The organism is Roseobacter sp. HKCCD6576-2, assembly GCF_013179285.1.
GTDB lineage: Bacteria > Pseudomonadota > Alphaproteobacteria > Rhodobacterales > Rhodobacteraceae > Rhodophyticola > Rhodophyticola oceani.
Map to the genome: position 1 here is coordinate 182,423 of NZ_WVNW01000004.1, position 12,665 is coordinate 195,087.

General features: G+C 60.5%; 14 protein-coding genes and 1 riboswitch. Of the genes, 6 read left to right on the top strand and 8 right to left on the bottom strand.

From position 1 onward, the window contains the following. Positions 1-43: 43 nt before the first annotated feature. Together GTF44_RS15670 and GTF44_RS15675 are read left to right on the top strand one after the other, a co-directional pair. Positions 44-757: a cytochrome c biogenesis CcdA family protein gene (locus GTF44_RS15670; protein ID WP_171560128.1), complete on the top strand. Its 714-nt coding sequence runs from the start codon at positions 44-46 to the stop codon at positions 755-757. A gap of 12 nt (positions 758-769) precedes the next feature. Next, a complete protein-coding gene (locus tag GTF44_RS15675) occupies positions 770-1,171 on the top strand; it encodes a thioredoxin family protein (RefSeq protein WP_171560126.1) in 402 nt (133 codons plus the stop codon). Here the strand turns inward: GTF44_RS15675 and GTF44_RS15680 are convergent. Both GTF44_RS15680 and aroC read right to left on the bottom strand, forming a co-directional pair. After that, positions 1,168-1,890, bottom strand: a complete 723-nt coding sequence (locus GTF44_RS15680; protein ID WP_171560124.1) for a hypothetical protein — start codon at positions 1,888-1,890, stop codon at positions 1,168-1,170. The two genes, GTF44_RS15675 and GTF44_RS15680, sit on opposite strands and share 4 nt — an antisense overlap. Positions 1,891-2,186: 296 nt before the next feature. Then, the gene (aroC, locus tag GTF44_RS15685) at positions 2,187-3,287 is read right to left on the bottom strand and encodes a chorismate synthase (protein WP_171560123.1); all 1,101 of its coding nucleotides are present in this window, start codon (positions 3,285-3,287) and stop codon (positions 2,187-2,189) included. A 161-nt stretch (positions 3,288-3,448) separates the two neighbouring features. Continuing rightward, a riboswitch (TPP riboswitch) is annotated at positions 3,449-3,549 on the top strand. Positions 3,550-3,587: 38 nt separating this feature from the next. On the opposite strand from aroC, the gene thiB reads away from it, so the two are divergent. The 3 genes from thiB to GTF44_RS15700 are packed head-to-tail and all read left to right on the top strand — an operon-like array spanning position 3,588 to position 6,788. Continuing rightward, positions 3,588-4,574 carry a thiamine ABC transporter substrate binding subunit gene (gene thiB, locus GTF44_RS15690; RefSeq protein ID WP_171560121.1) on the top strand — a complete coding sequence of 329 codons (987 nt, stop codon included), beginning with the start codon at positions 3,588-3,590 and terminating at the stop codon, positions 4,572-4,574. Further along, positions 4,550-6,112 carry a thiamine/thiamine pyrophosphate ABC transporter permease ThiP gene (locus GTF44_RS15695; RefSeq protein ID WP_171560119.1) on the top strand — a complete coding sequence of 521 codons (1,563 nt, stop codon included), beginning with the start codon at positions 4,550-4,552 and terminating at the stop codon, positions 6,110-6,112. Before thiB ends, GTF44_RS15695 begins: the two co-directional genes overlap by 25 nt. Next, positions 6,099-6,788, top strand: a complete 690-nt coding sequence (locus GTF44_RS15700; protein ID WP_171560117.1) for an ATP-binding cassette domain-containing protein — start codon at positions 6,099-6,101, stop codon at positions 6,786-6,788. The genes GTF44_RS15695 and GTF44_RS15700 overlap by 14 nt, the downstream gene beginning before the upstream one ends. Positions 6,789-6,839: 51 nt before the next feature. Here the strand turns inward: GTF44_RS15700 and GTF44_RS15705 are convergent, their stop codons facing one another. Genes GTF44_RS15705 through petA form a run of 3 tightly spaced genes read right to left on the bottom strand, consistent with a single transcriptional unit; the run spans position 6,840 to position 9,610 of the window. Further along, on the bottom strand, positions 6,840-7,643 hold the full coding sequence (locus tag GTF44_RS15705) for a cytochrome c1 (protein ID WP_171560116.1): 804 nt from the start codon (positions 7,641-7,643) through the stop codon (positions 6,840-6,842). Positions 7,644-7,661: 18 nt separating this feature from the next. Beyond that, on the bottom strand, positions 7,662-9,014 hold the full coding sequence (locus tag GTF44_RS15710) for a cytochrome b N-terminal domain-containing protein (RefSeq protein WP_171560114.1): 1,353 nt from the start codon (positions 9,012-9,014) through the stop codon (positions 7,662-7,664). Between the two features lie 14 nt (positions 9,015-9,028). Beyond that, positions 9,029-9,610 (bottom strand): ubiquinol-cytochrome c reductase iron-sulfur subunit, encoded by a 582-nt coding sequence (petA, locus tag GTF44_RS15715; protein ID WP_145214323.1) that lies wholly within the window; start codon positions 9,608-9,610, stop codon positions 9,029-9,031. Between the two features lie 204 nt (positions 9,611-9,814). Between petA and GTF44_RS15720 the strand changes: the two genes are divergently transcribed. Further along, on the top strand, positions 9,815-11,332 hold the full coding sequence (locus GTF44_RS15720; RefSeq protein WP_171560112.1) for a malonyl-CoA synthase: 1,518 nt from the start codon (positions 9,815-9,817) through the stop codon (positions 11,330-11,332). Here the strand turns inward: GTF44_RS15720 and GTF44_RS15725 are convergent. Genes GTF44_RS15725 through GTF44_RS15735 form a run of 3 tightly spaced genes read right to left on the bottom strand, consistent with a single transcriptional unit; the run spans position 11,329 to position 12,637 of the window. Further along, entirely contained in the window at positions 11,329-11,754 is a 426-nt protein-coding gene (locus tag GTF44_RS15725) for a GNAT family N-acetyltransferase (RefSeq protein WP_171560111.1), read from the bottom strand. The genes GTF44_RS15720 and GTF44_RS15725 overlap by 4 nt on opposite strands. Continuing rightward, positions 11,751-12,356, bottom strand: a complete 606-nt coding sequence (locus GTF44_RS15730) for a glutathione S-transferase (protein ID WP_171560547.1) — start codon at positions 12,354-12,356, stop codon at positions 11,751-11,753. The genes GTF44_RS15725 and GTF44_RS15730 overlap by 4 nt, the downstream gene beginning before the upstream one ends. After that, positions 12,356-12,637, bottom strand: coding sequence for a hypothetical protein (locus GTF44_RS15735; protein ID WP_171560109.1), 282 nt, complete (start codon positions 12,635-12,637; stop codon positions 12,356-12,358). Before GTF44_RS15735 ends, GTF44_RS15730 begins: the two co-directional genes overlap by 1 nt. Positions 12,638-12,665: the final 28 nt, after the last annotated feature.

The following is a 12,665-nucleotide window of genomic DNA, read 5'->3' on the forward strand; positions in this document are numbered from 1 at the left end:
AAGGTTGGGTGACTTTAGCCACCACCTGTCGCAGATCAGGTTTATGGAGTTTGTCTTCGCCTTCGGCGCAGGCCTGCTGACGCTGATCAATCCTTGCGTTTTGCCGGTTTTGCCCATCGTCCTGGCCAGCGCGCTGCAAGCCAGCCGTTGGGGACCTTTGGCTTTGGCTGCGGGTATGGGGCTGACCTTTGTCGGGCTTGGTATGGCCGTCACGGCCGCTGGTCATCTGATCGGGTTGACGGTCGAGACTGTGGCACAGGTTGGTGCTGTGATGATGATCCTCTTTGGCCTCGTCATGCTGGTCCCACGCTTTTCCGAAAGGTTCGCAACCGCCACCGCCGGGTTTTCCGCCCGCGCCGATACCGGGATGGATCAGATTGACCGCCAAGGCTGGCAAGGTCAGTTTCTGGGCGGCATGTTACTGGGCGCAGTGTGGTCGCCTTGCGTTGGGCCGACCCTTGGTGGGGCGATCTCTATGGCCAGCCAGGGCGAGAGCCTCCTTCGCGCCGGCGCCATCATGCTGGCCTTTGCTTTCGGGATCGGGGCTGTGATCGTGGCGCTTGGCTATGGCGCCCGCTCGGTCCTGCAAAGACGCCAAGCGCTGATGCGCCGTATTGCGACCAGCGCCAAACCCGTTCTCGGCGCGGCCTTCCTCTTTGTCGGTGTCGCGATCCTCATGCGCTGGCATTACATAGCTGAGGCTTGGCTTTTGGATATTCTACCGATTTGGCTGCAAGACCTATCGGTCGCTTTGTGAAGGAGAACAATTATGAACCGTCGAGAATTGTTGATCATGGGTGCCGCATCTGCGGTGATGTTCCCCAACCTGGGCCACGCCACCACCTTAAATTACACACCTGGTCTCGCTCAGGAACGCCTCGCTGCCGGAGAGACAGTGCTGTTGGACTTCGCGGCCCATTGGTGCACCACCTGCCGCGCGCAGGAACGGGTGATTGGTCAATTGCGCGGTGACAACCCTGCCTATGAAGATGCGATCACATTCATCCGGGTCGATTGGGATCAGTATAGCGGCGCGGAAATTACCCAACGCCTTGCCGTGCCTCGCCGGTCAACACTCATCCTGTTGCGCGGGGATGAAGAACTTGGCCGGATCGTCGCGGGCACCCGTACCGCCGATATTCAGGCTTTGCTGGATTTGGCGCTGACCTAACGCGGGGCGTCCGTCGAGATAATTTGAACATTATCGACAGCCCAACTGGCGGTTTCGATCCCGCCCGCGAGGGTAGACCCGAAGCCGATCCTGAGAGTCTCGCCCGGGGTTTCTGCCGTGATCCGCACGTGAACCGTTTGATCTTCGGTCGCGGGTCCGCCATTGACGAAGCCGCGGTGGCGGCTTGAGGTCTGGTCCACTGTCATCTCGACGTCGACGTGCGCAAGCTCTTCCACATGCAGCATTTGATCCGCCATCAAATCTGGACGGGTCGAAAAACTGCGTCGTGTGACAGGCGTGCCATTGATGAAGACGACGATCTCCTCCAACGCCCAGTCATCTATCGCATGAAGATCAAAGCTGATCACCACATGCGACCGCGCAGGATCGATTTCATAGGTTCGGGACACGGCTTCTTCGCCACCGGTGCCGCCAAAGCGACCAAGTATCCCACCGAACCCAACAGCGCTCTCATCGGTCGCGCCGCCGATCCACCCCGGGGCGCCACGCGCAAAATCCTCCGATGAGATCAAGCGATCTGCCTCGGTGAGAATTGAGACGCCTTCCAAGCGTAATCCCATGGCTGGACCGGTCTCACCAAACCCAGATTTGATGAAGGCCCCCGAAGCCAAACCCAAAGCGATCAGTGCGGCGATGGTCAAAGACCAGTCAACCGAAACGGACCGAATGCGCCAAGCAAGGCCGCTGAAAAACGACATAAGACATCCTTTAAATTTCCCCAATTTCGACGTTTTTCGTCGAATTATGGCAGAAAAAAGGCAGCTTGGTGAAGCTTTCGAAGCACTGTCTCCGAATTGGAAACCGTCCGCCATTCGCACGCGAACTGTTCCGATTCAGACAGGGAATGATGCATTTTTGATCAGGCCGAACCTCAAGTCGCCCCTAAATGGGCACCAGAATCGGATCGCCTGATTTCGCTACAATACTTTGTTTTTCAGTGGAATTGTTGACTTGAAATGAGGACCGTCCAGATCACGCAGGCGTCGGTTTTGGATCAGCCGATGGGTCCGACCGTTGTGCCGACCTGTCCACGATGAAGCAACAAATGGTCCAAAACCACGCAGGCCACCATCGCTTCACCCACCGGAACAGCTCTGATTCCGACACATGGGTCGTGCCGTCCTTTTGTCACAATCTCCGCCGCCTCGCCCGATTTGGTGATGGTCTTTCTGGGCGTCAAAATGCTCGATGTCGGCTTCACCGCGAAACGAACGATCACATCCTGACCGGTGGAAATTCCACCTAGAATACCGCCTGCATGATTGGAGCTATAGACCGGACCATTGTCGCCCATGCTGATCTCATCTGCATTCTCGCTCCCGGTAAGGGCCGCGGCCGCCATCCCGTCGCCAATCTCGACGCCTTTGACAGCGTTGATCGACATGCAAGCGGCGGCAAGATCGGTATCAAGCTTGCCATAGATCGGCGCGCCCAACCCTGCAGGGAGGCCCGAGGCGACAACTTCGATCACAGCGCCCACGCTATCGCCCGATTTACGAAGCCCGTCGAGATATCCGGCCCATTCTTCAGCGGCCATCGCGTCGGGCGTCCAAAACGGGTTCTTCTCGATCTCCGCCAGGTCAACCCGCGACCGATCAATCTGATGCGGTCCCATCTGCACCATATAGCCGGTGATTTTGACGCCGGGCATCAAGGCATCCAACGCCGCCCGCGCCACGCCGCCCGCCGCCACACGCGCCGCAGTCTCCCGTGCCGAAGACCGGCCACCGCCGCGGGGGTCGCGGATCCCGTATTTCTGCCAGTAGGTGATATCCGCATGCCCGGGCCGGAACTTCTCGGCGATATCACCATAGTCTTTCGAGCGCTGATCGGTATTGCGGATCATCAACTGGATCGGCGTGCCGGTGGTTTTCCCTTCATAGACGCCAGAGAGGATTTCCACCTCATCGGCCTCGCGCCGCTGCGTGGTGTATTTGTTCTGGCCGGGTTTCCGCCGGTCGAGCCAGTGCTGCAACCCGGCGGCGTCAATCGGCACGCCTGGCGGGCAGCCATCCACCGTCGCGCCAAGCGCGGGACCGTGGCTTTCACCCCAGGTGGTGACGCGGAAGAGATGGCCGAATGTATTAAATGACATGGACCGCAGCCTTTCTATGGTCCGGGCGGGTTAGCCCGATCCTACGCGATTGCCAAGGCTTGTCACGAAGCAGGCCGCGAACGCTCATTTTGTTTAATGCTAAACTATTTCCCAATAGCCCATAATTTACCTTGCAGCCTGTCGGCTCACCAGATAGGCCTAGCGCTACCTCGGGGTGGTCCATTGGACCTGAGATGCATGATGCGGACCCGTAGAACCTGACCCGGTTAAGACCGGCGGAGGGAAGGTAAAAGACCAACGGTCTCAGCCTCACTTCGCCCGTCGCAATGGAGGCGTGAGATGAGACACACCATCATGGCAACGGCGTTTTCCCTGATCGCAGCATCGGCTGCGGCAGACACACCCGTTTTGTCGATTTATACCTATGACAGCTTTGTTGCCGATTGGGGGCCTGGCCCGCAGATCGAGGCGGCCTTTGAAGAAACCTGCGAATGTGACCTACAGTTCACCGGCGCGGGTGATGGCGCGGCGCTTTTGGCCCGCATCCGGCTTGAGGGTGCAAATTCCGATGCCGATATTGTTTTGGGCCTCGATACCAATCTGACCCATGCGGCGACCGAGACCGGCCTTTTCGCGCCGCACGGTATCGCCGATCCCGCACTGACGTTGCCCATCGCCTGGGACGACGAGACGTTCCTGCCCTTCGATTGGGGCTATTTCGCTTTCGTCCACAACACCGACATGGCCGATGTCCCGACCAGCTTTGCCGCATTGGCGGAGAGCGACGCAAGAATCGTCATCCAAGACCCTCGATCCTCAACCCCGGGTCTGGGCCTGCTGATGTGGGTCACCGCTGCCCACGGTGATGAGGCAGGTACGATCTGGGAAGGTTTGGCTGATAACATTGTCACCGTCACCCCCGGCTGGTCGGCGGCCTATGACCTGTTCTTGGAAGGAGAGGCCGATATGGTCCTCTCTTATACCACCTCGCCCGCCTATCACCTTATCGCGGAGGAAGACCCAAGTAAGGCTGCCGCCGCGTTCGATGAAGGGCATTACATGCAGATCGAAGTGGCTGGCATGCTCGCCAATAGTGATCAGCCCGAGTTGGCACGGCAATTCCTGGCCTTTATGCTCACTGAAGAATTCCAAAATGTCATCCCCACCACCAATTGGATGTATCCTGCGGCACTCGCACCCGAGGCCTTGCCCGATGGGTTCGACACTTTGATCAGACCCAACCAGGCCCTGCTTCTGGCCCCAGAAGAGGCCGCCGCCCTCCGCGCATCGGCCCTGGACATATGGCTGAACGCGCTCAGCCAGTAACTGGCCTGCAAAGCCTAGGGGCCGGGATCGCCACATTGGTGGCCCTGGCCCTTTTGGCGCCACTTGTCGCCGTCGCGCTGCGGGCAGAGGCCGCCTCGGCCCTTAACAGTTCCGATTGGGCCGCGATCCGCTTCACAATCCTGCAAGCGCTTCTCTCAGCGGTCCTCAGCGTCGCGCTCGCGATCCCCGTGGCCCGCGCCCTCGCGCGCCGCCGCTTCCTGGGCCGCCGCGTCTTGATCACGCTCATGGGTGCGCCATTTCTCCTCCCGGTGATTGTCGCGGTGTTCGGCCTGCTCGCAGTCTTTGGCCGAAACGGCTGGATCAGCCAAGCGCTTGGCGCCTTCGGCCTGCCACCTCTGGAAATCTACGGCCTCCACGGTGTGGTTCTGGCCCATGTCTTCTTCAACTTGCCCCTGGCAACACGGCTGTTCCTACAAGGCTGGCAAGCCATCCCGTCGGAACGGGTCCGCTTGGCGGCGTCGCTCGGCTTCACACCGCGCGATATCTGGCGCCATTTCGAGATGCCGATGTTGCGCGCCACCGCCCCGGGGGCCTTTCTGGTGATCTTCCTGATCTGCACCACCAGTTTCGCGGTGGCGCTCACCCTTGGCGGTGGTCCGCGTGCCACGACGGTGGAGCTCGCGATCTACCAAGCCTTTCGCTTCGACTTTGATCTCAGTCGCGCCGCGATGCTCGGAGCCGTCCAGGTCCTGATCTGCGCCAGCGCAGCCATCCTGGCCTTCCGCTTCGCCGTGCCCCGTGTTTTGGGCAGTGGGCTTGATCGACCCGCGATGCAGTGGGAGGCCTTTGCCGAACGCGCCAGGGTCACTGATGCCGCCTTTCTGACCATCGCCGCTTTGTTCTTGATCCTGCCGATGGCCGCGCTTGTGGCCAAAGGTTTGCCGGCGATTTGGTCCCTGCCACCATCCGTCTGGCAAGCCGCGCTTCGCTCAATCCTGCTGGCCGTTAGCTCGGCCATGCTGGCTTTGCTCGTGGCTCTGCCGATGGCGGCTGTGATGGCCCGCAGACACCAAACTGGGCTTGAGTTGGTCGGCACGCTTAGCATCGCCATTTCACCACTTGTGCTCGGCACGGGTCTGTTCCTGATCTTGCAACCCATTGCGAACCCGGTCGCTCTGGCGCTGCCTGTCACGGGGTTGGTCAACGCCCTGATGAGCCTGCCGTTCCTCCTCCGCGCGCTGACTCCGGCTTTCGCAGAGGCAGAAGCCACGCAAGGGCGACTCGCGGACGCTCTAGGCCTGCAAGGGATGCACCGGCTTCGGCATGCGATTCTGCCCCGCCTCCGCGCGCCCCTTGGGTTTGGCGCGGGCTTGGCCGCTGCGCTTTCGATGGGCGATCTGGGTGTCATCGCCCTCTTTTCCTCTCCCGCGCAGGGCACCTTGCCGCTGGAGATGTATCGCCTGATGGGCTCGTACCGCACCGATGATGCCCAAGGCGCGGCTCTTCTGTTGCTGTTTCTGAGCCTCGGGCTGTTCTGGATCTGTGATCGTGGAGGCCGTCGCCGTGTTGGAGCTTAAATATCTCACCGTTCAGGCGGGTGACTTCACCCTTTCCGCCGATCTCACCCTTGCTGCCGGGCAGCGGCTCGCGGTCATCGGCGCATCCGGTGGCGGGAAATCGACCCTTTTGAACGTCATCGCCGGGTTTTTTCTGCCCGATAGCGGCCAAGTCATCATCGACGGGGTGGATCGCAGCCGGGCCAGGGTCGCAGAGCGCCCGCTCAGCATCCTCTTCCAAGACGGCAATTTGTTCCCGCATCTGAGCGTTTTTGACAACGTGGCTTTGGGGGTCCGGAGCAATCTGCGGCTGACGGACGCCGAGCACGCGCGTGTGGAGAAGAGCCTTATTCAGACAGGGATGGGCGGCATGGGTGCCCGGATGCCTGCCTCCCTCTCTGGTGGGCAGCAATCGCGCGTGGCGCTTGCGCGGATGCTGGTGCGCGATACGCCTCTCGCGCTGATGGATGAGCCGTTTTCAGCCCTCGACCCTGGGCTGCGGCGTGAGATGCTGGATCTGGTGACGCAGCTTTGCGACGAGTCGGGCCTGACCCTCGTTTTGGTCACCCATGACCTACGCGAGGCCGCGGCCCTCTGCACCGACTTGTGTCTCTTGGAAGATGGCCGGATTACAACTCAGGGCCCGATCAAGACACTGCTCACTGATCCGCCAGCCACCCTGACACCCTGGCTCTAACGAAAAACGCGCCCCGGAGGGCGCGTTTTCCAGATTGATTTCGGTGATGCGTTATTCCGCAGGCGTCCCAGATTTGGCGCGTGCCTTGACCGGCGCCCAGATACGCTTGTTGGTCAGGTACAACAGCACTGTCAGGAAGCTGAGAATAATGATCGCGGTGAAGCCCATATTCTTGCGCGCCATCATCTGCGGTTCGGCGGTCCACATCAGGAAGGCGGCGACATCCAGAGCCATCTGCTCTTCGGTCGCAACGGTGCCATCGTTATACTCAACAGCCCCTTCCCAGAGCGGCGGCGCCATCGAGATCAAGCCGCCAGAGAATGTCTCGTTTTCGTAGAAAATCGTCCCGGCCTGCTCAACCTCTTCACCGGTGTAATAGAGCAGGAGCGACGTGATGTATTCCGCACCACCGATCCCCCGGAAGAGCTGGTTCAAGCCCAACCCATAGGGCCCATGGAACCCGGCGCGAGCTTTGGCCATCAGGCTCAAATCAGGTGCCGTGTCCAGGTTCGAGCCCGGGAAATTGTCGTTCGGTGTGGCCGCGCGCCAATCATCCAAATCGGGGTCGAACACCTCGAAGAATTCGGCATAGGCCCGCACTTGGTCCTCAGGCATGCCAAGGCCGTTTTCATCCGACAGGGTGCGGATCGGCACATATTGCAGCCCGTGGCAGGCGGCGCAGACCTCGGTATAGACCTGCAGCCCGCGTTGCAGCTGGTTCTGGTCATAGGTTCCGAACGGCCCCTCGAAAGAGAAGCTGTAATCGGTCACATGACCGTCTCCGCCGGCCGCCATCGCCCCTCCAGTCGAAAGGGCCAGCGCGGTCAGGGTGCTTAGAGCAAGGTTCCTGAACATGTCAGTATTGTCCTTTCTTCACTCAGCCGGGTTCGAAACAGGAGCGGACGCGCCGCCTTTGCCTGCCTCGGGGCCGTAATGGGCGTTGAAGTCGTCTTCGATGGTCTCGGGCTGAGGCAGCGGTTTCTCGATCACGCCGAGGATTGGCAAGACGACCAAGAAATACGCGAACCAGACAGCAGAGCCGATCAGCGCGATATAGGGGTAGATCCCTTCCGCCGGTCGCGCGCCCACCCACATCAACACGAAGAAGTTGACGATGAAGACCCAGAACCACCATTTGAACATGGGCCGGTAGCGACCCGAGCGGACCGAAGAGGTGTCCAGCCACGGCACCAGGGCCATGACCAGGATCGCACCAAACATCGCCAAGACGCCGAAGAACTTCGCGTCGATGATGCCGCCGGTGATCCAGCTTGTCGCAATCACGACCCAAACCTCACCATCGAAGGCGCGCAGGATCGCGTAGAACGGCAAGAAGTACCATTCGGGCACGATATGCGCCGGCGTGGCCAGCGGGTTGGCCTCGATATAGTTATCGGGGTGGCCTAGATAGTTCGGCATAAAGCCCACAACCGCGAAGAACGCGACCAGGATCGCCGCCAGGGCGAAGAGGTCCTTCATCACGAAATAGGGCCAGAAGGGCAGCGTATCCGCATCCGCCTCTTTCCGCGAGGTCCGACGTACTTCAACACCGGTCGGGTTGTTGTTGCCCGTGGTATGGAACGCCCAGACATGCACGATCACCAGACCCAAGATCACGAAGGGCAGCAGATAGTGCAGCGACAGGAAGCGGTTCAGCGTGGCGTTGTCGACCGATGGCCCGCCAAGCAGCCATGTCTGGATCGCATCGCCCACGAAGGGGATCGCGCCGAAGAGGCCGGTGATCACGGTCGCACCCCAGAAGGACATCTGACCCCAAGGCAGAACGTAACCCATGAACGCGGTGCCCATCATCATCAGATAGATCAGCATGCCGACGATCCAGGTGATCTCACGCGGGGCCTTGTACGACCCGTAGTAGAGACCCCGGAAAATGTGCAGATAAACCGCGATGAAGAACAGCGATGCGCCGTTTTGGTGGATATAGCGCAGTGCCCATCCGCCGTTCACGTTGCGCATGATGTGCTCGACCGAGGCAAAGGCCAGGTCCACATGCGGTGTGTAATGCATCACCAGGATTATGCCGGTGATGATCTGCATCACCAAGCAGAACACCAGAACGATGCCCCAAATCCACATCCAATTGAGGTTCTTGGGGGTCGGGATCATCAATGTGTCATACATCAACGAGACAATCGGCAGCCGCTTATGCAGCCACTTTTCGCCGTTCGATTTCGGTTCGTAATGGTCGTGGGGAATTCCAGACATGCGCGCGTTCCTCCTTAACCCAATAGGATTGTGGTTTCGTCCACGAAGGACGCGGTGGGGACCGGAAGGTTCTCCGGCGCGGGTCCACGACGAATGCGGCCCGAGGTATCATAGTGAGAGCCGTGGCAGGGGCAGAACCACCCGCCGAAATCGCCAGCGCCATCACCAAGCGGAACGCAGCCCAGATGGGTGCAAACGCCCCACATCACCAGCCACTCGCCCGTGTTCTCGCCGTCGCCGAAGGGCGCCAGGGCCCGGTTCTCATCGGCGGCGTCCAACTCTTCGGCGGAGTTCGCGTTCCGCGCGATGGGGTCCATCAGGTCGGAAATCTCGACCGCACGAGCCTCGTCGATCTCTTCTTGGCTCCGGTGGCGCACGAAAATCGGCTTACCCAGGAACAAAACCGTCAGCTGCGAGCCGACCGGCAAATCGCCGACATCCACGCGAAGTGTCGATGCGGCTTGCACATCGGCTGACGGGTTCATCTGGTTGATCAGTGGCCAAACAGCGGCACCAACCGTGACAGCACCCATACCCCCTGTTGCGTAGTACAGAAAGTCGCGGCGCGAGCTGGGATGATCTTCTGCGTGTGACACCGAGCACGTCTCCCTCATCATTGGTTCAGGATCTCTGAACCGTAAAATCCCTCAAGGCCGCGGAATCCCCCCGCAGCCGATCTCGGGCGTGTTTATGAAATGGAAGGGTAGGCGTCCAGTGGACAATCGCCCGCAGTCAGGCCGAAGTGTCGCAGGGAAAACTGCGCGATTTCCCGCGAAATACGATCCGAAAGGGGGAATGTGATGGCGAATTGTCTTGTTGATGCGCTCTTGGCCGGCGCCGAAACCGCGCCCAAGACACCGTTTGCGACGGCGGCGGATGGCACGGTCTATGACCGCGCAGCGCTTGCGCTTGGGGCGCGAAAAATGGCGACCGCCTTGATTGATCAAGGCATTCTGCCCGGGGATCGGGTCGCTGTTCAAGTTGGCAAAAGCCTTGCTTCGCTTGAGCTTTATCTTGGCACGGTCATGGCGGGTGGCGTCTTTCTACCGCTCAACACGGCCTATACCGCGGCCGAGGTCTCCTATTTTCTTGGCAATGCCACGCCCCGCGTATTCGTCTGCGACCCGGCGGAGCAGGCAGGTCTGATCTCCGTCGCTGAAGCCGCTGGCACCCAGACCGTTCTCACCCTTGATGGTAAGGGCGAGGGCACACTGGCCGACGCGCAGTCACGGGCAATCCCCTTAGAGCAGTCCATTCCACGCCGTCCCGACGATCTAGCCGCGATTCTGTACACCTCGGGCACCACGGGCCGTTCCAAAGGCGCGATGCTCAGCCATCACGCGCTTCTGTCGAACAGCCAGACCCTGACAGATCTCTGGCGCTTTACCGAGGCGGATGTGCTGATCCACGCGCTGCCGATCTATCACACTCATGGGCTTTTCGTGGCGACCAATGTCGCGCTGCTCTCCGGTGCATCGCTGGTCTTTCTGCCCGGATTCGATGCGGATGCGATCTTGGAGGCCATGCCGCAGGCGACCGCGATGATGGGCGTGCCGACATTCTACACGCGCCTCCTCGCTGATCCGCGCCTGACACCTGACCGGACGGCCAATATGCGCCTGTTCATCTCCGGATCCGCGCCGCTTTTGGCAGAAACCCATCGCGACTGGGAAGCGCGCACCGGTCACCGCATCCTCGAACGCTATGGGATGACGGAGACCAATATGAACACCTCCAACCCTTATGAGGGGGAGCGGCGCCCGGGAACCGTGGGTTTTCCGCTGCCAGATGTGACGTTGCGGATTATGGGTGAGGATGGGGTTGAGGTTGCGCCGGGCGAGATCGGTGTGATCGAGGTGCGTGGCCCCAATGTCTTCTCGGGCTATTGGCAGATGCCGGAAAAAACCGCCGAAGAGCTGCGCCCCGATGGGTGGTTCATTACAGGCGATCTTGGGCGGGTCGATGCCGACGGGTATGTCACCATTGTCGGGCGCGCCAAGGATTTGATCATCTCAGGCGGCTTCAACGTCTATCCGAAAGAGGTCGAGAGCTTGATTGACGATCTTCCCGGTGTGTTGGAAAGCGCGGTGATCGGTGTGCCGCATCCGGATTTTGGCGAGGCTGTCATCGCCCTTGTCGTGCCGGACGGCTCAGGGGCCGTATCGAGAGACAGCATCCTAGCAGGCATTGCCGATCAACTGGCGAAGTTCAAACGGCCCAAAGAGGTACTTTTCCTCGACGCTTTGCCGCGCAACACGATGGGCAAGGTACAAAAGGCCGCGCTTCGCGCCGACCATAGTGATCTACTCAAAGACTAAAGCGGGCGTGTCATATAGCGGTGCATGATCCCCGCATCCTCGAACTCCGGCCCTTCGGCGGCGAAGCCGAGACGCTCATAAAACGGAATCGCATAGGTCTGCCCGTCTAACGCGGCGGTTTTGAACCCCTCCGCTGTCAGGTCCTCCAGTACCGCTTGCATCAGTTGCATGCCCAGACCCGTCCCGCGATGCGACGAGAGCACCGCCACGCGCTGTATCTTCGCCACGCCATCGGCCAGCGGCAAGACCCGCGCGGTTCCCGCCGGGCCGGCCTCATCTTCGGCCAGGAAATGCAGGCATTGGTCGTCCAGGCCGTCCCATTCCTCGGCCGCAGTCACGCCCTGCTCTCCCATGAACACGGTCTGGCGCACCAAATGGCACCCGACCATCCCATCGGCATCCGCGACCCGGAAGATTCTCATGCCGCGGGCGGCATCGTCGACTGCATCGAGGGGCGTTTTGAGATTTTGCCACACCACGCCGCAAGGCTATCCCGCCCGGCGCGCCAATCCTTGTCGCCATGGCGGAAATCGAGATAGCTGAGCGCGCATCCAACCGCGAGCTGTCCCATATTAAGCGGCCCGTGGAGATGGCTCATCCAACGGCTCTCCAAGGCGTCCAATGCCCCATTAACCTTGCCCCATTGCGCGTCGAGCCAGGGCTCGTACCAGAATTCTTCGGGCCGCACGCGCTTCTCATAGACCATGAGCACGGCTGCCTCCATGATCCCATCCGCCGTTGCCTCCAGCGTCAGCACATCCCAAAGCCGCTCTTCTGGGTAGAGGCCAGCTTGCGCCCGATGATCCAGAAACCGGGTGATGACTCGGCTGTCATAAAGCGCAGGGCCACCATCGCGCAGAAGCGCCGGGATCTTGCCAAGCGGATTGGCCGCCGCGGCTTCGGGCGCGGTGTTCACCGGCGTGGTGCTCACATCGATGATCTCCACATCATCCTGACCGGTCTCGGCCAAAACCACACGGCATTTCCGCACGAAAGGAGAGGGCGGCGAACCCACAAGCTGCATCATTTCAAACGTCTCACTTTGATCCGGGCGAAGCCCGTTGCATCGATTTCTACCCCCGGCCCACGCCGACCAATCCGGTAGACGCGCCGCCAACGGGCACTCGCGTTCATCTGTTCGGGGTCGCGCCGGAGGGTCAAGCCCTCTGGTGTCTCATCCATCGCATCTTCCACCCGTTGGTCGCGGCGTCCGGGCAATGCATAACGAGTTGCGGTATAGACCAAAAGCGCCACCGCGCCATATCGAAGCGCTATCCCGGCAACCGGGGCAAGTTGGATCGGCATCGCGTCCTCCCACGCTGATCTGCTCTTA

Excerpts from the sequence above, each read along its gene's own strand:
- GTF44_RS15670 (WP_171560128.1), top strand. The coding sequence starts at position 44 with ATGGAGTTTGTCTTCGCCTTCGGCGCAGGCCTGCTGACGCTGATCAAT.
- GTF44_RS15675 (WP_171560126.1), top strand. The coding sequence starts at position 770 with ATGAACCGTCGAGAATTGTTGATCATGGGTGCCGCATCTGCGGTGATG.
- GTF44_RS15680 (WP_171560124.1), bottom strand. The coding sequence starts at position 1,890 with ATGTCGTTTTTCAGCGGCCTTGCTTGGCGCATTCGGTCCGTTTCGGTT.
- aroC (WP_171560123.1), bottom strand. The coding sequence starts at position 3,287 with ATGTCATTTAATACATTCGGCCATCTCTTCCGCGTCACCACCTGGGGT.
- thiB (WP_171560121.1), top strand. The coding sequence starts at position 3,588 with ATGAGACACACCATCATGGCAACGGCGTTTTCCCTGATCGCAGCATCG.
- GTF44_RS15695 (WP_171560119.1), top strand. The coding sequence starts at position 4,550 with ATGGCTGAACGCGCTCAGCCAGTAACTGGCCTGCAAAGCCTAGGGGCC.
- GTF44_RS15705 (WP_171560116.1), bottom strand. The coding sequence starts at position 7,643 with ATGTTCAGGAACCTTGCTCTAAGCACCCTGACCGCGCTGGCCCTTTCG.
- GTF44_RS15710 (WP_171560114.1), bottom strand. The coding sequence starts at position 9,014 with ATGTCTGGAATTCCCCACGACCATTACGAACCGAAATCGAACGGCGAA.
- GTF44_RS15720 (WP_171560112.1), top strand. The coding sequence starts at position 9,815 with ATGGCGAATTGTCTTGTTGATGCGCTCTTGGCCGGCGCCGAAACCGCG.
- GTF44_RS15725 (WP_171560111.1), bottom strand. The coding sequence starts at position 11,754 with ATGAGAATCTTCCGGGTCGCGGATGCCGATGGGATGGTCGGGTGCCAT.
- GTF44_RS15730 (WP_171560547.1), bottom strand. The coding sequence starts at position 12,356 with ATGCAGCTTGTGGGTTCGCCGCCCTCTCCTTTCGTGCGGAAATGCCGT.
- GTF44_RS15735 (WP_171560109.1), bottom strand. The coding sequence starts at position 12,637 with ATGCCGATCCAACTTGCCCCGGTTGCCGGGATAGCGCTTCGATATGGC.